Source organism: Citrobacter europaeus (assembly GCA_020099315.1).
Classification (GTDB): domain Bacteria; phylum Pseudomonadota; class Gammaproteobacteria; order Enterobacterales; family Enterobacteriaceae; genus Citrobacter; species Citrobacter europaeus.
Genome location: CP083650.1, coordinates 2,090,611 through 2,109,363, shown reverse-complemented (window position 1 = coordinate 2,109,363; position 18,753 = coordinate 2,090,611). Strand labels below are relative to the sequence as shown.

General features: G+C 52.8%; 17 protein-coding genes. 8 read left to right on the top strand and 9 right to left on the bottom strand.

Features of this window, described 5'->3' with window-relative positions; translation table 11 throughout:
• Positions 1–26: 26 nt before the first annotated feature.
• Genes sirB1 through hemA form a run of 5 tightly spaced genes read right to left on the bottom strand, consistent with a single transcriptional unit; the run spans position 27 to position 4,441 of the window.
• Positions 27–836 (bottom strand): invasion regulator SirB1, encoded by an 810-nt coding sequence (gene sirB1, locus LA337_09980; protein ID UBI17988.1) that lies wholly within the window; start codon positions 834–836, stop codon positions 27–29.
• Between the two features lie 2 nt (positions 837–838).
• Entirely contained in the window at positions 839–1,231 is a 393-nt protein-coding gene (sirB2, locus tag LA337_09975) for an invasion regulator SirB2 (GenBank protein UBI17987.1), read from the bottom strand.
• Positions 1,228–2,061: a peptide chain release factor N(5)-glutamine methyltransferase gene (gene prmC, locus LA337_09970; protein UBI17986.1), complete on the bottom strand. Its 834-nt coding sequence runs from the start codon at positions 2,059–2,061 to the stop codon at positions 1,228–1,230. Before prmC ends, sirB2 begins: the two co-directional genes overlap by 4 nt.
• Positions 2,061–3,143 (bottom strand): peptide chain release factor 1, encoded by a 1,083-nt coding sequence (prfA, locus tag LA337_09965; GenBank protein ID UBI17985.1) that lies wholly within the window; start codon positions 3,141–3,143, stop codon positions 2,061–2,063. Before prfA ends, prmC begins: the two co-directional genes overlap by 1 nt.
• 41 nt (positions 3,144–3,184) lie before the next feature.
• On the bottom strand, positions 3,185–4,441 hold the full coding sequence (gene hemA, locus LA337_09960; protein UBI17984.1) for a glutamyl-tRNA reductase: 1,257 nt from the start codon (positions 4,439–4,441) through the stop codon (positions 3,185–3,187).
• 211 nt (positions 4,442–4,652) lie between these two features.
• On the opposite strand from hemA, the gene lolB reads away from it, so the two are divergent.
• From lolB to dauA, 4 genes are all read left to right on the top strand, one after another.
• Positions 4,653–5,276 (top strand): lipoprotein insertase outer membrane protein LolB, encoded by a 624-nt coding sequence (gene lolB, locus LA337_09955; GenBank protein UBI17983.1) that lies wholly within the window; start codon positions 4,653–4,655, stop codon positions 5,274–5,276.
• On the top strand, positions 5,273–6,124 hold the full coding sequence (gene ispE / locus LA337_09950) for a 4-(cytidine 5'-diphospho)-2-C-methyl-D-erythritol kinase (protein UBI17982.1): 852 nt from the start codon (positions 5,273–5,275) through the stop codon (positions 6,122–6,124). The genes lolB and ispE overlap by 4 nt, the downstream gene beginning before the upstream one ends.
• Before the next feature lie 266 nt (positions 6,125–6,390).
• On the top strand, positions 6,391–7,338 hold the full coding sequence (gene prs, locus LA337_09945; protein ID UBI17981.1) for a ribose-phosphate diphosphokinase: 948 nt from the start codon (positions 6,391–6,393) through the stop codon (positions 7,336–7,338).
• 124 nt (positions 7,339–7,462) lie between these two features.
• Positions 7,463–9,145: a C4-dicarboxylic acid transporter DauA gene (gene dauA / locus LA337_09940; protein ID UBI17980.1), complete on the top strand. Its 1,683-nt coding sequence runs from the start codon at positions 7,463–7,465 to the stop codon at positions 9,143–9,145.
• 96 nt (positions 9,146–9,241) lie between these two features.
• Here dauA and LA337_09935 read toward each other — a convergent pair whose 3' ends face one another.
• Both LA337_09935 and LA337_09930 read right to left on the bottom strand, forming a co-directional pair.
• Positions 9,242–10,705, bottom strand: a complete 1,464-nt coding sequence (locus LA337_09935) for an aspartate aminotransferase family protein (protein UBI17979.1) — start codon at positions 10,703–10,705, stop codon at positions 9,242–9,244.
• Between the two features lie 15 nt (positions 10,706–10,720).
• The gene (locus tag LA337_09930) at positions 10,721–12,106 is read right to left on the bottom strand and encodes a diaminobutyrate--2-oxoglutarate transaminase (GenBank protein UBI17978.1); all 1,386 of its coding nucleotides are present in this window, start codon (positions 12,104–12,106) and stop codon (positions 10,721–10,723) included.
• 608 nt (positions 12,107–12,714) lie between these two features.
• On the opposite strand from LA337_09930, the gene lysC reads away from it, so the two are divergent.
• Positions 12,715–14,076 carry a lysine-sensitive aspartokinase 3 gene (lysC, locus tag LA337_09925; protein ID UBI17977.1) on the top strand — a complete coding sequence of 454 codons (1,362 nt, stop codon included), beginning with the start codon at positions 12,715–12,717 and terminating at the stop codon, positions 14,074–14,076.
• A 108-nt stretch (positions 14,077–14,184) separates the two neighbouring features.
• On the opposite strand, the gene ychH is transcribed toward lysC, so the two are convergent.
• Entirely contained in the window at positions 14,185–14,466 is a 282-nt protein-coding gene (gene ychH / locus LA337_09920; protein ID UBI17976.1) for a stress-induced protein YchH, read from the bottom strand.
• A gap of 274 nt (positions 14,467–14,740) precedes the next feature.
• On the opposite strand from ychH, the gene pth reads away from it, so the two are divergent.
• Positions 14,741–15,325 (top strand): aminoacyl-tRNA hydrolase, encoded by a 585-nt coding sequence (gene pth / locus LA337_09915; protein ID UBI17975.1) that lies wholly within the window; start codon positions 14,741–14,743, stop codon positions 15,323–15,325.
• A gap of 115 nt (positions 15,326–15,440) precedes the next feature.
• The gene (ychF, locus tag LA337_09910) at positions 15,441–16,535 is read left to right on the top strand and encodes a redox-regulated ATPase YchF (protein ID UBI17974.1); all 1,095 of its coding nucleotides are present in this window, start codon (positions 15,441–15,443) and stop codon (positions 16,533–16,535) included.
• A 255-nt stretch (positions 16,536–16,790) separates the two neighbouring features.
• On the opposite strand, the gene LA337_09905 is transcribed toward ychF, so the two are convergent.
• Positions 16,791–17,816 (bottom strand): alpha/beta hydrolase, encoded by a 1,026-nt coding sequence (locus tag LA337_09905; protein UBI18435.1) that lies wholly within the window; start codon positions 17,814–17,816, stop codon positions 16,791–16,793.
• A gap of 242 nt (positions 17,817–18,058) precedes the next feature.
• Here LA337_09905 and LA337_09900 point away from each other — a divergent pair, with 242 nt between their 5' ends.
• Positions 18,059–18,739, top strand: a complete 681-nt coding sequence (locus LA337_09900; GenBank protein UBI17973.1) for a heavy metal response regulator transcription factor — start codon at positions 18,059–18,061, stop codon at positions 18,737–18,739.
• Positions 18,740–18,753: the final 14 nt, after the last annotated feature.

Sequence of the window (18,753 nt, the reverse complement as noted above, 5' to 3'; positions counted from 1 at the left end):
TTAAACGGTAGGTAAAGTGTCATTAATCAATGCAATACAATTTGCTTGTGCGAAATAGTATTAATCTGCGCACGAATCATTTCGCTGATCGGGTCTTCCGGACACTGTTCAACGAAATAACTTAAGTCGGTCAGCGCAACATGTTCACACTCGAGCTGCGCGTATATCAATCCGCGATCGCGTATTTCATACGGATCTTCGGGATTAAACTGTAATAGTGCTTCGCTGGCACGCAGCGCCAGCTCCATTTGCCGCTCTTCCATCAGCGATGATTTCAGCGTGTCGAGCAGCTTGCGGATGACTTCTGCATTATCCGCCTCATCCAGGTCTTCGTTAAACAACTCCGCGACCGGGCTGATATTCCCCTTCAGCCATACTTCCAGCGTGTGCTCATTCAACGTTTCGCCATTGAACGGATTGATTAGCCACATTTCGCCATCGAGCGATTCGATACGCAGGATAAGTTGTGTCGGGAAAATCACCGGCACCAGCGGCAGTTCCAGCCGGTTGGCAATCCACAATAAGATCGCCCCCAACGACACGGCGCTGCCCTGACGATTTTTCAGTACCTGATCAAGCCATAATGCATCAGAAAGACGATAGACGCCGTGGGTATCCGTAAACCCCCATTCGCCGTAAAAAAGTGCCAGCAGTTTTTCCAGTTGCTCATCCTGAGACAGGAGCTGGCTAATTTCTTCTTGCGCCAGACTGACCAGACGTTCCAGTTCGTCATAGACAGTTTGTGTTGGAAAATCCAGACGGATAGACTCCGACGCCAGGATCATCCCATCACACAATGGCGCTTTATTAAATTCGAAATCAGCTAACGACCTCATGCTTACCCCAGTAACGGTATTTTTGTGGTGGCGAGTTTAATGATGATGTACAGCACCACCAGCGCCAGCGGAAATGCGATTAATCGCGCCTGCTGACTGCGCGCCCGACGATAATCGAGCGCAATAAAACCCAAAACGATGTAAATGATAACCCCAAACAGCTTTTCAGTCAGCCATGTCCCGTGCTCAGTGAATGGCAGGATGTGCGCTTTAACCATTAACGCCACGCCGCTGAGTAATAAAACGGTATCCACAACCGGCGGCACAACGCGCGTCCAGCGCGCGCAGGCAAGACGCGAGTCGGTGTAACGCCACCAAAAACGCAGCGTCAGCAGACCAACAGAAAGCGCAATGCTGATGAGATGGACGTTGAGTAACATACTGAAAGTATTCATGATGGGATGCGTCCAAGCGTAATTCGCTCGTTGCCGCCATAGTCACGGCAGGTTTCAACCGCCTGATAACCCGCCCGAGAAAAGGCGTCGCGGACTGCCTGTCCCTGCTGCCAGCCATGCTCCAGCATCAGATAGCCCCCGGGCGTTAACACATGCTGAGACTGGTCAATGATGTGTACGATATCCGCCAGTCCCTGATCGCCTGCCACCAGTGCCGACAGCGGTTCAAAGCGAACGTCGCCTTGCGCCAGGTGAGGATCCTGCTCGTCGATATACGGCGGATTGCTGACAATCATATCAAACCGCTGTCCCTGCAATGCACTGAACCAGTTGCTTTGCAGCACGCAAACATTGTCGATGCCCAGATGCTGTTTGTTGCGAATGGCCAGCGCCACGGCATCCGGCATACGATCGACCGCCGTCACCGCACAATCCGGACGCTCGCTTGCCAGCGCCAGAGCAATGGCGCCCGTGCCGGTTCCCAAATCGAGAATACGACACGCTGAGGCCGGCAGGCGAGCCAGCGCCTGCTCCACCAGACACTCGGTATCCGGACGAGGGATAAGCGTCGCCGCAGACACAAACAGCGGCAGCGACCAAAACTCGCGCACGCCGGTAAGATGTGCCACCGGCTCACCCCGCTGACGGCGTTCCAGTAATGTGTCGAGTTGCTGACGCTGCGCCTCGGTTAACACCGTTTCGCCGAAAGCCAGAATAAAGGTGCGACCCTTACCGGTAACAGACTCGAGTAAAATCTCGGCGTCACGGCGCGGGCTTTCGCTTGCCTGTAATTGGCTTATCGCTTCACGCAGCCAGTGCTGATAATCCATTAATCCTGCTCGGACAACGCCGCCAGTTGGTCGGCCTGGTATTCCTGGACAATCGGCTCAATGAGCATATCCAGTTTACCTTCCATCGCTTCATCCAGACGGTAGAGCGTCAGGTTAATGCGGTGATCGGTCACGCGACCCTGCGGGAAGTTATAGGTACGGTTACGATCGCTACGGTCGCCGCTACCCAACAGATTGCGTCGTTCAGAGGCTTCCGCCTGTTGACGTCTTGCCACTTCGGCGGCACGAATTCGCGCCCCCAGCACCGACATCGCTTTCGCTTTGTTCTTGTGCTGCGAACGTTCGTCCTGGCATTCCACTACGATACCGGTCGGTAAGTGGGTAATACGGATTGCGGAGTCGGTGGTGTTAACGTGCTGACCGCCTGCTCCTGATGAGCGGAAGGTATCAATACGCAGATCGGCCGGGTTGATGTCCGGCAGTTCGGCATCCGGTAATTCCGGCATAACTGCGACCGTACAGGCAGAGGTGTGAATACGGCCCTGTGATTCCGTCGCAGGTACGCGCTGAACGCGATGGCCGCCGGACTCAAATTTCAGTCGCCCGTAAACGCCTTCACCGCTAATCTTGGCAATGACCTCTTTAAACCCGCCATGTTCGCCTTCGCTGGCGCTCATGATCTCAACCCGCCAGCGACGGGACTCAGCATAACGGCTGTACATGCGGAACAGATCGCCGGCAAACAGCGCGGCTTCATCACCACCTGTTCCCGCACGAACTTCGAGGAAGGCGTTACGTTCGTCATCGGGATCTTTAGGTAACAGCAGAACCTGCAGATGTTGCTCCAACTGCTCGCATTTCTCTTTTGCTTCACGCAGTTCATCCTGCGCCATTTCACGCATTTCAGGATCGTCGAGCATCATCTGAGCCGTTTCGATATCTTCCTGAACCTGTTGCCAGTCCGTAAAACAGCGAGATACATCGCTTAATTGCGCATATTCACGCGACAGTGCACGAAAGCGGTCCTGGTCTGCGATAGTACCCGCATCACCGAGCAGCGCCTGAACTTCTTCATGGCGTTCATGCAGGGCTTCCAGTTTGGCAACGATAGAAGGCTTCATAGGCGTAAATGCACCCTGTAAAAAATAAGATTGGTGTGCTGCTACTCCAGCCCGAGGCTGTCGCGCAGAATATTCAGGCGTTCACTATCCCCGTCACGGGCAGCCTGTTGAAGTGATTTGGTTGGTGCATGGATCAGGCGGTTGGTCAGTTTCCAGGCCAGATCCTGCATAATGGCTTGCGCATCACCACCCTGTTGAAGAGCAGCCAACGCTTTGGCGGTCAGTTCATCACGAATTTGTTCTGATTGACTGCGATACTCGCGGATAGTGTCGCTTGCGCCCTGGGCACGTAACCAGGCCATAAACTCGCTGGCTTCCTGCTCCACAATCGTTTCGGCTTCCACGGCCGCCGCTTTGCGCTGGGCCAGGTTATGCGAAATGATGCTTTGCAGGTCGTCTACGCTGTACAGATAGGCGTTAGACAATTTACCCACTTCCGGCTCGACGTCACGCGGTACGGCGATATCCACCAGCAGCATAGGTTGATTACGACGATTTTTAAGCGCGCGTTCTACCATTCCTTTGCCGATGATCGGCAACGGGCTGGCGGTAGAACTGATAATAATATCAGCATCCTGCAAACGCGCGTCGATATCACTCAGTGAAATCACCTCAGCGCCGACTTCATCCGCCAGCACCTGCGCACGCTCACGCGTACGGTTGGCGATGATCATCTTCTTCACTTTGTGCTCACGCAGGTGTCGCGCCACCAATTCGATAGTTTCGCCTGCGCCCACTAACAGCACGGTTACCGTGGAGAGCGATTCAAATATCTGCCGCGCCAGGGTACAGGCGGCAAACGCCACCGACACGGCGCTGGCGCCGATGTCAGTTTCTGTACGTACACGTTTAGCGACAGAGAATGATTTCTGGAACATGCGTTCCAGCGCACTGGCGTTCAGGTGACCTTTTTGCGAATCCGCAAACGCTTTTTTCACCTGCCCCAGAATTTGCGGTTCACCGAGCACCAGTGAATCCAGACCGCTGGCAACACGCATCAAATGACTAACGGCGTCGTTGTCCTGGTGCCAGTACAAGCTGTTGCGCAGGTCTTCTTCATTGAGGTTGTGGTATTCGCACAGCCAGCGAACCAGCGCTTCTTGCAGGTTATCCTGCTCTTCAACGCTGAGATACAGCTCCGTGCGGTTACACGTCGACAACACCACCCCGCCCTGCACCATTGGCTGCGCGAGCAGGCTGTCCAGCGCCTGATCGAGCGTATCCGGCGAAAACGTTACGCGTTCTCGCAGCGATACAGGTGCCGTTTTATGGTTAATACCAAGCGCTAAAAGGGTCATGTGTGCGGGAATAGTACCAGCGTTGATAAGGTTAGACTGGGTGCATCATACAGGATGCGTGCGGTCAATAAAAGAGACTGACCCCTTTTGGAGTAATGGCTTAGTGCACAAATTTAAGCGATTTAAGATAACTTGAACGTAGACGATGCCTGATGGCGGCGCTAGCATTAAGAATTATAACTGCAACGTATCTCAAGGATTTGTCATCATTATGACCCTGCCCGATTTTCGCCTGATTCGCCTGCTGCCGCTGGCGGCCCTGGTTCTTACCGCTTGTACGATCAACGCGCCGAAAGGTCCCGGCAAAAGCCCCGACTCGCCACAGTGGCGCCAGCACCAGCAGGAAGTACGCGCCCTGAACCAATATCAGACGCGCGGTGCGTTTGCCTATATCTCCGATCAACAGAAAGTGTATGCCCGCTTTTTCTGGCAACAAACCGGACAGGATCGCTATCGTCTCCTGCTGACCAACCCGCTGGGCAGTACTGAACTGGAACTCAATGCGCAGCCGGGCAGCGTCGAACTTGTCGATAACAAAGGCAAGCATTACACCGCCGACGATGCCGAAGAGATGATTGGCAAACTGACCGGCATGCCTATTCCATTGAACAGCCTGCGCCAGTGGATCCTTGGTCTGCCAGGTGACGCCACCGATTACAAGCTCGATGACCAATATCGTCTGAGTGAGGTGAACTACAGTAAAGACGGTAAAAGCTGGAAAGTGGTCTATAGCGCCTACGACAGCAAAACCCAGCCCGCGATGCCGGCAAACATGGAACTGTCCGACGGCTCCCAGCGTATTAAGCTGAAGATGGATAACTGGATTGTGAAATGATGACCCATTGGCCCTCTCCGGCAAAACTGAATCTGTTTTTATACATCACCGGGCAGCGTGCGGACGGTTACCACACGCTGCAGACGTTATTTCAGTTTCTTGATTATGGCGACACGATTGATATTGCGCCGCGCGGCGACGGCGAAATTCGCCTGTTAACCCCGGTGGAAGGCGTTGAGCATGAAGACAACCTGATCGTCCGTGCGGCACGTTTGCTGATGAAGGCGGCATCTGAAAGCAATCGTCTTCCTCAAGGGAGCGGCGCCGACATCAGTATCGAAAAACGCCTGCCGATGGGCGGCGGTCTTGGCGGAGGCTCGTCTAATGCGGCGACCGTTCTGGTGGCGCTGAATCATCTCTGGCAATGCGGACTCTCGGTTGATGAACTGGCGGCACTCGGCTTAACGCTGGGGGCAGACGTTCCCGTGTTCGTGCGTGGCCATGCGGCCTTTGCCGAAGGCGTAGGAGAAATTCTGACACCGGTCGAGCCAGAGGAAAAATGGTATCTGGTTGCACACCCGGGAGTCAGTATTCCGACACCGGTGATTTTTAAAGATCCCGACCTCCCGCGTAACACGCCAAAAAGGTCAATAAAAACGTTACTAAAATGTGAATTCGGCAATGATTGCGAGGTTATCGCAAGAAAACGTTTTCGCGAGGTTGATGCGGCGCTTTCCTGGCTGTTAGAATACGCGCCGTCGCGCCTGACTGGTACAGGGGCTTGTGTCTTTGCTGAATTTGACACTGAGTCTCGTGCTCGCCAGGTGCTTGAGCAAGCCCCGGAATGGCTCAAAGGCTTTGTGGCGAAAGGTGTCAACCTCTCCCCATTGCATAGAGCGTTACTCTAAATCATTCGGGTTTCAGGAAGATGGCGAGATGACAAATCGCCAGGAGCATACAAAAGTATGTGACTGGTGCGAGAAATTGATGCCAACGCACATGAAACACGAAGGATCACGAGTAAGCCGGGCAAGCTGAGTTGCGGTGACAACGTCACCCTGTTCCAGACGTTGCATCGCGCTCTTTAATACACCGCATGGAGAGGATACTGCCTGGCCCGCACAGTTTTCGGCAGATTCTTTCCACCAATGGACGCATGCCTGAGGTTCTTCTCGTGCCTGATATGAAGCTTTTTGCTGGTAACGCCACCCCGGAACTAGCACAACGTATTGCCAACCGCCTGTACACTTCACTCGGCGACGCCGCTGTAGGTCGCTTTAGCGACGGCGAAGTCAGCGTACAAATTAATGAAAATGTACGCGGTGGTGATATTTTCATCATCCAGTCCACTTGTGCCCCTACTAACGACAACCTGATGGAATTGGTCGTTATGGTTGATGCGCTGCGCCGTGCTTCCGCAGGCCGTATCACCGCCGTTATTCCTTACTTCGGCTATGCACGTCAGGATCGTCGCGTACGTTCCGCTCGTGTACCGATTACCGCTAAAGTCGTCGCTGATTTCCTGTCCAGCGTTGGCGTTGACCGCGTCCTCACCGTTGACCTGCATGCTGAACAGATCCAGGGCTTCTTCGACGTACCGGTTGATAACGTATTCGGTAGCCCGATCCTGTTAGAAGACATGCTGCAGCTGAACCTGGATAACCCGATTGTGGTTTCTCCGGATATCGGTGGCGTCGTGCGTGCCCGCGCTATCGCTAAACTGCTGAACGATACCGACATGGCTATCATCGACAAACGTCGCCCGCGTGCAAACGTTTCTCAGGTGATGCACATTATTGGTGACGTAGCAGGTCGTGACTGCGTGCTGGTTGATGACATGATCGATACCGGCGGTACGCTGTGTAAAGCAGCAGAAGCACTGAAAGAACGTGGTGCAAAACGCGTATTTGCTTACGCAACCCACCCGATCTTCTCAGGTAATGCGGCAAACAACCTGCGCAACTCAGTGATTGACGAAGTCGTTGTCTGTGACACTATTCCACTGACTGACGAAATCAAAGCACTGCCAAACGTGCGTACATTGACCCTGTCGGGTATGCTGGCCGAAGCGATTCGTCGTATCAGCAACGAAGAATCCATTTCTGCCATGTTCGAGCATTAATCGAGCCCGGCTCAAAAACCCGCTGCGGCGGGTTTTTTTATCCTTTTTATTTATTTGTATGATTTATGCCAACTTCAACTATCGTTTTTTAGATAGATGATGCGCTCATGGATGAAACATTATTGTGAACAGATTATTTTCCTCACATGTGATGCCTTTCCGCGCCCTCATCGACGCTTGTTGGAAAGAAAAATATACCGCTTCTCGCTTTACCCGCGACCTGATCGCCGGGATTACCGTTGGGATCATTGCCATTCCGCTGGCGATGGCCCTGGCAATAGGCAGTGGCGTTGCGCCGCAGTACGGCCTGTATACCTCAGCCGTCGCTGGGATTGTCATCGCCCTTACCGGGGGATCGCGCTTTAGCGTATCAGGTCCAACCGCCGCCTTCGTGGTGATTCTGTATCCGGTGTCGCAACAGTTTGGGCTGGCAGGCCTGCTGGTTGCCACGCTGATGTCCGGGATATTCCTGATCCTTTTCGGCCTCGCCCGCTTTGGTCGCCTGATCGAATATATCCCGGTGTCCGTTACGTTAGGTTTTACCTCGGGTATTGGTATCACCATCGGTACCATGCAGATTAAAGATTTTCTTGGCCTGCAGATGGCTCATGTCCCGGAGCACTACCTGCAGAAGGTCGGCGCGCTGTTTATGGCCCTGCCGACCATCAACGTTGGCGATGCCGCTATTGGCGTAGTGACGCTGGGGATCCTGATTTTCTGGCCGCGTCTGGGGATTCGACTGCCGGGTCACCTTCCTGCACTGCTGGCAGGCTGTGCGGTAATGGGTATCGTGAACCTCACCGGCGGGCATGTCGCCACCATCGGTTCTCAGTTCCACTACATTCTGGCTGATGGCTCACAGGGCAATGGTATCCCACAGCTGCTACCGCAGTTGGTATTACCGTGGAATATGCCGGAGTCAAACTTTACCCTGAGCTGGAGTTCGTTACAGGCGCTGTTACCCGCGGCCTTCTCGATGGCGATGCTCGGGGCGATCGAATCTCTGCTGTGCGCCGTCGTACTCGATGGGATGACCGGCACCAAACATAAAGCTAACAGTGAGCTGATTGGTCAGGGACTGGGTAACATCGTCGCGCCGTTCTTCGGTGGTATCACCGCCACAGCGGCAATTGCCCGTTCTGCGGCAAACGTCCGCGCCGGGGCGACCTCGCCAATCTCTGCGGTTATCCACGCGATTCTGGTGATCCTTGCCCTGCTGGTGCTTGCGCCGCTACTTTCCTGGTTACCGCTTTCCGCCATGGCCGCTCTGCTGCTGATGGTGGCATGGAACATGAGTGAAGCGCATAAAGTGGTGGATCTGCTGCGTCATGCGCCGAAAGACGACATCATCGTCATGCTGATGTGTATGTCTCTGACGGTGCTGTTCGACATGGTTATCGCCATCAGCGTCGGTATCGTTCTCGCCTCTCTGCTGTTTATGCGTCGTATTGCACGCATGACGCGTCTGGCGCCGGTCAACGTTGACGTACCGGACGATGTGCTGGTATTGCGCGTCATTGGCCCACTATTCTTTGCCGCTGCGGAAGGATTATTTACCGACCTCGAGTCACGTATTGCAGGTAAACGCATCGTGGTCCTGAAGTGGGACGCGGTCCCGGTACTGGATGCCGGTGGTCTGGATGCTTTCCAGCGTTTTGTAAAACGGCTGCCGGAAGGTTGTGAATTACGCATCAGTAATCTGGAATTCCAGCCGCTACGTACCATGGCGCGCGCAGGCATTCAGCCGATTGCCGGGCGTCTGACTTTCTTCCCGAATAAAGACGCCGCGCTGGCAGACATCATCTAACCGTAGCCCGGCCAGGCGAAGCGCCGCCGGGGCGACAAATGACAGAAAAAAAATGGCTCCCACATGTGGGAGCCATTTTTATAACAAGCTTATTGCTTAGGCTTTCAGCAGTTGCTCAGCCGTTGCCTTCACGCTTGCCAGCAGAACTTTAATGTCCTCCAGACACACGGTAGGATTCAGCAGCGTCAGCTTCAGGCAGGTGACGCCATCGGCTTCGGTCACGCCGACGTTGGCGCTACCGGAAGCCAGCAGAACGTCACCAATACGCTGGTTCAGCAGCGCAACGAAGGCCATGTCGTCACTTTGCGGGCGGAAGCGGAACAGTACGCTTGCCAGCTGCGGCTCCATCACCAGTTCCAGATGCGGCTGGGTTTTCACAAACTCAGCCACATCACGCGCCAGCGTTACGCCGTTATCAATGATTTCGGCATACTGCTTTTTGCCCAGCGCTTCGAGGCCCATCCACAGCTTCAGCGCGTCGAAACGACGCGTGGTCTGCAGCGACTTCGACACCAGGTTTGGCACGCCAGCCTCTTCATCGAAATCAGAGTTCAGGTATGCCGCCTGATAGCGCATCAGCTCATAGTGACGCGCGTCTTTTAACAGGAACGCGCCGCAGCTGATGGTCTGGAAGAACTGCTTGTGGAAGTCCAGGGTCACGGAATCCGCCAGCTCCAGGCCATTCAGGAAGTGACGATACTTCTCAGAAAGCAGTAGCGCCCCGCCCCATGCCGCATCCACGTGCATCCAGATCTGGTTTTCTGCCGCCAGCGCCGCGATATCCGCTAACGGATCGATTGCGCCCGCATCGGTCGTTCCGGCCGTGGCAACAATCGCCATCACCTGCTCACCGTTAGCTTTCGCCTGGGCCAGCTTGACTTTCAGATCGGCCAGATCCATGCGCGAGAACGCATCGGTCTTCACCTGGGTGACGGAACGGTAGCCCAGCCCCATCAGCGCCATGTTCTTCTGCACGGAGAAGTGCGCGCTTTCAGAGCAGAACACTTTGATTTTGCTCAGATCGCCGGTCAGACCATTCTGCTGAATGGAGTGCCCCTGGCGTGCGAAGAAGGCATCACGCGCCAGCATCAGACCCATCAGGTTGCTCTGGGTGCCGCCGCTGGTGAATACGCCCGCGTCGCCTGCGCCGTAGCCTACCTGCTCACGCAGCCATTCGATCAGTTTGATCTCAATGATGGTGGCCGACGGGCTCTGGTCCCAGGAGTCCATGCTCTGGTTGGTGGCATTGATCAGCACTTCCGCCGCCTGGCTAATCACCAGGCTTGGGCAGTGCAGGTGCGCCACGCACTGCGCATGGTGAACCAACAGGCTGTCTTTCAGAAAGTATTCAACCGCACGCTCAATAGCGGCCTGGTTGCCCAGGCCCTGAGACGTAAAGTTCAGGTTGATACGTTCACGCAGCTGTTCAACGGTTTTGCCCTGATACATCTCAGGCTGCTTCAACCATTCAACGACCGCTTGAGTACTCTGCTCGATAGCGTCCTGGTAGGCCGCGATGCTCTGCGCCGAGCCGGACAGAATCGGGTTTACGTCTGACATTCGATCCAACTCCGTTTAAACCGGCTTCACGCCAGCACCCAGCAGGGCGTTTTCGAATTTATCGAGGAACACTTCCAGCTCAGCGTTGGTGATCAGCAGAGACGGCAGCAGACGCAGGACGCAGCCATTGCGACCGCCGCGCTCCAGAATCAGGCCGTTTTCGAAGCATTTTTTCTGCAGCAGCGCGGAAAGCTCGCCATCGGCCGGGTAGCAGCCCATGTGATCCTGCGCTTCGTTCGGCTTCACGATTTCCAGACCGATCATCAGACCCAGACCGCGCACCTGGCCGATAACCGGGTAGCGTTTCTGCAGGTCAGCCAGTTTGCCTTTCAGCCACTCGCCCTGGGCGGCGACTTTATCGGCAATCTTGTCGTCTTTGAGGATCTTCAGCGTTGTCAGACCGGTCGCCATCGCCAGCTGGTTGCCGCGGAAGGTGCCGGTGTGGTGGCCCGGAGACCACGCGTCGAACTGCTTCTTAATACCCAGCACCGCCAACGGCAGACCGCCGCCAACCGCTTTGGACATCACGATAATGTCTGGCTCAATACCGGCGTGTTCGAAGGCGAACAGTTTACCAGTACGCGCGAAGCCAGCCTGAACTTCATCGATAATCAGCAGAATGCCATGTTCCTGCGTCACTTTACGAATGCGCTGCAGCCACTCGACCGGCGCCGGGTTCACGCCGCCTTCGCCCTGCACCGCTTCGAGGATCACGGCTGCCGGTTTACGCACGCCGCTTTCAACGTCGTTGATCAGGTTTTCGAAGTAGTAGGTTAACGCTTTCACGCCAGCCTCGCCGCCGATACCCAGCGGGCAGCGGTACTGATGCGGATACGGCATAAACTGCACTTCCGCCATCATGTTACTGACCGCTTCTTTCGGCGACAGGTTGCCGGTCACGGACAGCGCACCGTGCGTCATCCCGTGGTAGCCACCAGAGAAGCTAATGATGCTGGAACGGCCGGTCACTTTCTTCGCCAGCTTCAGCGCCGCTTCAACGGCATCAGCGCCGGACGGCCCGGTGAACTGCAGGCAATATTCTTTGCCCTGGCCCGGTAATAAGGAAAGTAAATAAGATGAGAATTCATCTTTTAACGGCGTGGTAAGGTCAAGCGTATGTAACGGTAAGCCGCTTGTGATGACACTTTGAATGCTTTGCAGCACTTCAGGATGGTTATGACCAAGCGCCAGAGTTCCGGCGCCTGCCAGACAATCAAGATATTGATTATTTTCTACATCAGTAATCCAGACGCCCTGTGCTTTGGCAATTGCCAATGGCAGTTTACGCGGATAGCTGCGGACATTAGATTCAAACTCAGCCTGTCTTGCTAAAAAGGTATCATTGCTCTGTGGTAATGAATTAGCACTTAAAGTATCAATACGGACTTTATCCGTCATCATATCACTCCTACAACCAGGTTTAGATTAACGCCTGATTGAATAAATGGTTATAAGGATTACCTGTAAAAAAGCGCGGCTAATATATGTTGTTTTAGCACAGGACTCAATCATTTATTTTCACGTCGCTTAAATAAGCATTTTTACCTTAAAATTCAAAACGTAACACTCATTCAACATTACGAAATCATAAAGTAATATAGCTATTTATTTTACAAAACCGTACCCAGTTGCAACGCCTGTGTTGTAATAAAAACCATGGAATTTTCATGTTTTTATTATTTTTTTACACGTTTTTACCATTAATAATGTACGCGTTTTCTTGTTACGACATGATTTTTCACTTATTTATCGATAAATCGAATAAAAAAGTCGATCCCTAAATATAAATCACTTAGTATGGCGCGCTTATTTACAGGCTATGTAGATAAAATTAATGCGCAGCACCCGATAACGCGTACAGGCGACACGCGTTATCGACAACAGGTATTCCCTGGGTTGTCAGCAGAAATGTTCGCGGGCGGACATTTCGTAAGGTGAACGTCGTTCCCTTATGCCGAGAATGAAAATTTTCTAGCCATACTTTTATGGCGCCCTGATATGAGATTGTTATGACTCGCATTTATCCACCATCCGTCGTTGCCAAATTTGGCGGCACCAGCGTCGCTGATTTTGATGCGATGAACCGAAGCGCCAGCATTGTCCTTGCTGATCACGATGTCCGTTTAGTCGTACTGTCTGCTTCCGCAGGCGTCACAAACTTACTGGTCGAGCTTTCTGAAGGTCTGGAAACGCATCAACAATTAGATAAGCTTGAGACCTTACGCGCCATCCAATACAACATTATTTCCCGCCTGAAGCAGCCGTCCGTTATCAGTACGGAAATCGATAATCTTCTCAACAATATTCGTCATCTTGCGCAAACGGCGACGGTTTCACCGTCCGATGCGCTAAGCGATGATTTGGTTAGTCACGGCGAGCTGATGTCCTCTTTGCTGTTTACTGAAGTGTTACGTGAACGGCATGCTGAGGCCGGGTGGTTTGACGCCCGCAGCGTAATGCGTACCAATTCGAACTTCGGCTGCGCGGAACCCGAACTTAGCACCCTGCACCACCAGGTGGAAACTCACTTGCGCCCTCGTCTTGAGCAAGCGATTATGGTGACTCAGGGATTTATTGGCCGTGATGCCGCTGGGCATACCACAACGCTTGGACGCGGCGGTAGTGATTACACGGCAACGCTTCTCGGTGAGGCGCTTCACGCCACACGCGTGGACATCTGGACCGACGTTGCAGGGATCTACACCACCGATCCGCGCATTGCGCCGCGGGCCAAACGCATCGACCACATCTCATTTTCCGAGGCCAGCGATATGGCCGCCTACGGGGCGAAGGTCCTCCACCCGGCTACGCTGCTCCCGGCAATGCGTAAAAGCATTCCGGTCTTTGTAGGCTCCAGTAAGGATACTGCCGCCGGAGGTACGCTGGTACACAATACCACCGATAATCCACCGCGCTACCGTGCGCTTGCCGTGCGCCGTAAACAGACGTTGTTGCGATTACATCGTCTGGAGACACAGCCGTTCTGTTCTTTCCTGGCACAGTCCTTCACCATTTTAGCTCGCCACGCGGTCACGGTGGATTTGGTTACAACCTCAGAGAATAGTATTGCGTTGGCGCTGGACGCCACTCATGCAACCTCAGGTGAAGACCATGTGCTGACCACGGCATTGTTTACCGCATTGTCCTCCCACTGTCGTGTGGAAGTGGAAACCGGACTGGCATTAGTCACTTTGGTGGGGAATCAACTGACCCAGGCTGCGGGGGTTTGCAAAGACGTTTTTGCCTGGCTCGAAGAGCATACGGTGCGAATGATTTGCCACGGTGCGTCAAACGATAACCTGAGCATTCTGTTACCGGCTGAAGCTGCGGATAGCGCGGTTAAGGCGTTACATTATCGATTATTCGAATAACGTTTCTTATATTCGGTAGTGAACAGAAGAGCGTTTAATGCAAGTGTAATGAACAAACAGAGCCCTGGTTTTTCGACCAGGACTTTGTGTTCTTAACGCAGCACTTATTTAGTTATGACGATGATTGGTATCACCGCGACGGCAGCGTTTGTCATAATGGCGCACCCACCAGTAACGGTCACTGATTTGTTCATGCCCACCCACTCTGGCACCTGCCAACCAGAGAACACCACCAACAAAAATACTGAGCACGGCACCATGTGCGAAAAACTGTGGCAGATTAAATTGCGGCAGTTGGTTTAAAATAGAGTAACCGACACCACCTACCATCACCACCAACCCTAAAGCCATGAGCACGTTACCGAGTAACGAAGCGTTTTTGCGTTTCATGTGTCACCTCCGGAACTTTGGGTTGTTACAGGGAATACCCCTAATCCTTATGTGTAAAGTATAGACAACACTGCCGTTCGCAAGTGCGGGAGCGATCACAATTACAAACACTCACGCAACAAAACTTTACAAATAAGCTACTGAACACACTCAATTTCTAATAGTCCACTTGTGCAATTATTCAGCTTTTGGCGATTAGCACGCAGTTTTTTGTCAACAGCAGCCTCAGACAGTAAACTACACGTCGTTTATGGAAACACTCAGGACAAAACACGTGGCGATTAAATTGATTGTCGGCCTGGCGAACCCCGGCGCAGAGTATGCGGCAACGCGACACAACGCAGGCGCATGGTATGTCGATCTTCTGGCAGAGAGATTACGCGCTCCCCTGCGCGATGAGCCGAAATTCTTCGGCTATACCTCCAGAGTAACGCTCGAAGGGGAAGATGTTCGTTTGCTGGTGCCGACCACATTTATGAATCTGAGCGGCAAGGCTGTCGGCGCGATGGCCAGTTTTTATCGAATTAATCCCGATGAAATTTTGGTCGCACACGACGAGTTAGACCTGCCGCCTGGTGTAGCCAAATTTAAGCTTGGCGGCGGTCATGGCGGACACAATGGCCTGAAAGACATCATCAGTAAGTTGGGCAATAACCCTAACTTTCATCGTTTACGCGTCGGAATTGGGCATCCGGGCGATAAAAACAAGGTTGTCGGATTTGTTTTAGGCAAACCGCCTGTTTCAGAACAGAAGTTAATTGATGAAGCGATTGACGAAGCGGCACGTTGTACCGAGATTTTATTCAAAGATGGCCTGACCAAGGCAACGAGCCGGTTACACACCTTTAAAGCGCAATAAGCAGCGATGTGCGGCATTTTTCTCGCGTGCTGTGTATAATAGGCAAAGTTATTTACTTTTCTACAATCTGTTTTCTATAACAGGTTGAATATCAAAAGATTAAGGTGATTTAAACATGGGATTCAAATGCGGTATCGTCGGTTTGCCAAACGTAGGCAAATCTACCCTGTTCAACGCGCTCACAAAAGCGGGTATTGAAGCGGCAAACTTCCCGTTCTGTACTATCGAGCCGAACACGGGTGTTGTCCCGATGCCCGATCCGCGTCTGGATCAGCTGGCCGAAATCGTCAAACCGCAGCGTATCCTGCCAACCACGATGGAATTCGTCGACATTGCCGGTCTGGTAAAAGGCGCATCCAAAGGTGAAGGCCTGGGTAACCAGTTCCTGACCAACATCCGTGAAACCGAAGCTATCGGCCATGTGGTTCGCTGCTTTGAAAACGACAACATCATCCACGTTAATAATAAAGTGGATCCGGCTGACGACATTGAAGTTATCAATACCGAACTGGCACTGTCTGACCTGGATACCTGTGAGCGCGCTATCCATCGCGTACAGAAGAAGGCCAAGGGCGGCGATAAAGACGCTAAAGCGGAACTGGCTGCGCTGGAAAAATGCCTGCCACAGTTGGAAAACGCCGGCATGTTGCGCGCTTTGAAAACGCTGACCGAAGAAGACAAAGCAGCCATCAAATACCTGAGCTTCCTGACGCTGAAGCCAACGATGTATATCGCCAACGTCAACGAAGATGGTTTTGAAAACAACCCATACCTCGATAAAGTGCGCGAAATCGCGGCGGCAGAAGGGTCTGTTGTTGTTGCCGTTTGCGCTGCCGTTGAAGCTGACATCGCAGAACTCGATGATGCTGACCGTGAAGAATTCATGGCTGAAATGGGTCTGGAAGAGCCGGGCCTGAACCGCGTTATCCGCGCTGGTTACGAGCTGCTGAACCTGCAGACCTACTTCACCGCTGGCGTGAAAGAAGTCCGTGCGTGGACCATCCCTGTCGGTGCGACCGCTCCGCAGGCTGCCGGTAAGATCCACACCGACTTCGAGAAAGGCTTTATCCGTGCGCAGACTATCGCGTTTGAAGACTTCATCACCTACAAGGGTGAGCAAGGCGCGAAAGAAGCCGGTAAGATGCGTGCAGAAGGTAAAGACTACATCGTTAAAGATGGCGACGTGATGAACTTCCTGTTCAACGTCTAAATAAAATCTGCTGTCTCATGAGATCTCAATACATCTCATAAGAATCACTAAAAACTATAAAATCCACGCAATTGCGTGGATTTTTCATTTCACAGACTTATTCAGGTAAACATAGCCATCACATGCCCAATTGTTTTATGAATTTAATTCATAGCGGCTATTTAATGTGCGTAATTATCTTTCTGCCCAGTTTCGTTAAGCTGAACAATAAATACTGAATAAGTCGATACCCCTCGGGGTATCGACAGATACGGATTAAATATTTTTATCAAAAAAGACATCTAACTTTTGCATCGCCTGGTCAACGTACTCAGGAACCCAATAAGTCTCGATGTGAGTAGCGCCATCGATCAATAAGAGTTCTTTGTCCTTCGTACCGGTGGCTTTCGCGAACGCATCTTCAGTCATATAGAGCGTATCCGCTTTTGTACCGGCAATCATCAGCAGCGGTTGATTGATGAGATTGATATGGTCCGTGACGTCAAAACTCATCAAATCCAGCAGACTGCTGGTGGTGTATTTAAACGTAGAGTTCGGGTGGGCGTGAGTTTTCCAGTAATACTCGTAGCCCTGGCGATATAAGGCAAAGGGTAATTTAGCAATCTGTTCATCAGTCAGATTGGCATCGCCGGAGTAAAGCACTTCGCCTCCGGCAGCTTCCTGAGCGCGTGCGTCAGAAGCCTGCTGAAGACGCTGCTGGATAGTATCCAGCTGTGAATCCTGCATACCGTTACGTCGCACCAGGCCTGAATTAAACATACTGATGGTCGCTATCGATTTGAACCGCTTGTCAGTTTCGGCGGCTATCAGTGAATACCCGCCGCCTCCGCAAATACCCAGCAGACCAAGGCGGGCGGTATCTACGCCGGGGTACTGGCTGATGTAATCAGCCATACCGTGGATATCCTCAATGCGATTAGCGGGTTTATCCACGCTGCGAGGCATCCCACCGCTAGCACCCTGATAAGCCGCGTCGGCGGTAATCGTGATGTAGCCCTGTTCGGCGAGACGCTGGGCATACAACCCGGCGACCTGTTCTTTTACGCCGCCATTAGGATGTGCCACCACTACAGCAGGGTATTTTTTGGCGGGATCGTAGTTAGCAGGGGTATAGACATTCGCAGCAATCTGGATGCCATGCAGATCGTATTTCACGGGGTGAATGTTGACCTTGCCTTTGACGTTCTCAGTGATGGCGCCGTCATAGGCCAGCGTGAATGGATTTTTTTTGTAATCGGCCGCATTGGCTGAGGTCACTCCAGCCATTGCCGTGAGTAGCATTGCACTGATAAGCGTGAATTTCATGGTCTCTCCCGATGAGTGTCGGCCTGGTTATTCAGGCTCGCGGATTAAATTTGCAGGCTCAGATTAGGGTGCGAGCGCTGTCAGCATCCTGACGCGGAAATAACATTTTTGTCAGGTAACCGTCAGCTTTATGTTGGCAATCAGAAGGCAAAATGGTCTCAGTAACAGGGTTGTTCAGGTATTGAAGCACCGATGAAAAGCTAAGAGGAAGTCCCGTTATGCGCCTGTTGTTAGTCGAAGATGAAGAAAAAACGTCAACCTATCTCAACCGTGCGTTGAGCGAGTCCGGATTTACGGTAGATGTCTCTGCAGACGGCGCTGAAGGTCTTCATTATGCGCTGGAGTTCGACTACGACGCGATAATACTGGATGTGATGCTGCCGGGGATGGATGGTTACCGGGTACTTGAGGATGTGCGAGCAGCCAAACAGACGCCGGTGCTGATGCTTTCGGCTCGCGGCTCAGTCGATGAACGTGTTAAAGGGCTGCGTCTTGGCGCGGATGATTATCTGCCCAAGCCCTTTTCGCTTATTGAGCTGGTGGCGCGTATTCAGGCCCTGGTGCGTCGTCGTTCTACGGATGGCGTGGACATCACTCAACTGCAAATTCACGACCTGCATCTCGACCTGCTGGCGCGTCGGGTATTTCGCGCCGGAACACGGCTGGAACTGACCGCGAAAGAGTTTTCCCTGTTGAGCCTTCTGGTCCGACATCAGGGAGAGATCCTGTCAAAGATGATGATTGCTGAGCAGATATGGGATATGAACTTTGATAGCGATGCCAACGTGGTTGAAGTGGCCATTAAACGCCTGCGAGCCAAAGTGGATGCCCCGTTCGATATCAAACTGCTGCATACCGTTCGTGGCATGGGTTATGTCCTCGAAGTCCGGTCCAAATAAATGAAGGGGATATG

Bases quoted from the DNA above. Each gene is read 5' to 3' on its own strand.
- sirB2 (UBI17987.1), bottom strand. From the start codon at position 1,231: ATGAATACTTTCAGTATGTTACTCAACGTCCATCTCATCAGCATTGCG.
- ychH (UBI17976.1), bottom strand. From the start codon at position 14,466: ATGAAACGCAAAAACGCTTCGTTACTCGGTAACGTGCTCATGGCTTTA.
- LA337_09935 (UBI17979.1), bottom strand. From the start codon at position 10,705: ATGTCAGACGTAAACCCGATTCTGTCCGGCTCGGCGCAGAGCATCGCG.
- LA337_09930 (UBI17978.1), bottom strand. From the start codon at position 12,106: ATGATGACGGATAAAGTCCGTATTGATACTTTAAGTGCTAATTCATTA.
- ychF (UBI17974.1), top strand. From the start codon at position 15,441: ATGGGATTCAAATGCGGTATCGTCGGTTTGCCAAACGTAGGCAAATCT.
- prfA (UBI17985.1), bottom strand. From the start codon at position 3,143: ATGAAGCCTTCTATCGTTGCCAAACTGGAAGCCCTGCATGAACGCCAT.
- prmC (UBI17986.1), bottom strand. From the start codon at position 2,061: ATGGATTATCAGCACTGGCTGCGTGAAGCGATAAGCCAATTACAGGCA.
- lolB (UBI17983.1), top strand. From the start codon at position 4,653: ATGACCCTGCCCGATTTTCGCCTGATTCGCCTGCTGCCGCTGGCGGCC.
- lysC (UBI17977.1), top strand. From the start codon at position 12,715: ATGACTCGCATTTATCCACCATCCGTCGTTGCCAAATTTGGCGGCACC.
- LA337_09905 (UBI18435.1), bottom strand. From the start codon at position 17,816: ATGCTACTCACGGCAATGGCTGGAGTGACCTCAGCCAATGCGGCCGAT.
- hemA (UBI17984.1), bottom strand. From the start codon at position 4,441: ATGACCCTTTTAGCGCTTGGTATTAACCATAAAACGGCACCTGTATCG.
- ispE (UBI17982.1), top strand. From the start codon at position 5,273: ATGATGACCCATTGGCCCTCTCCGGCAAAACTGAATCTGTTTTTATAC.
- LA337_09900 (UBI17973.1), top strand. From the start codon at position 18,059: ATGCGCCTGTTGTTAGTCGAAGATGAAGAAAAAACGTCAACCTATCTC.
- sirB1 (UBI17988.1), bottom strand. From the start codon at position 836: ATGAGGTCGTTAGCTGATTTCGAATTTAATAAAGCGCCATTGTGTGAT.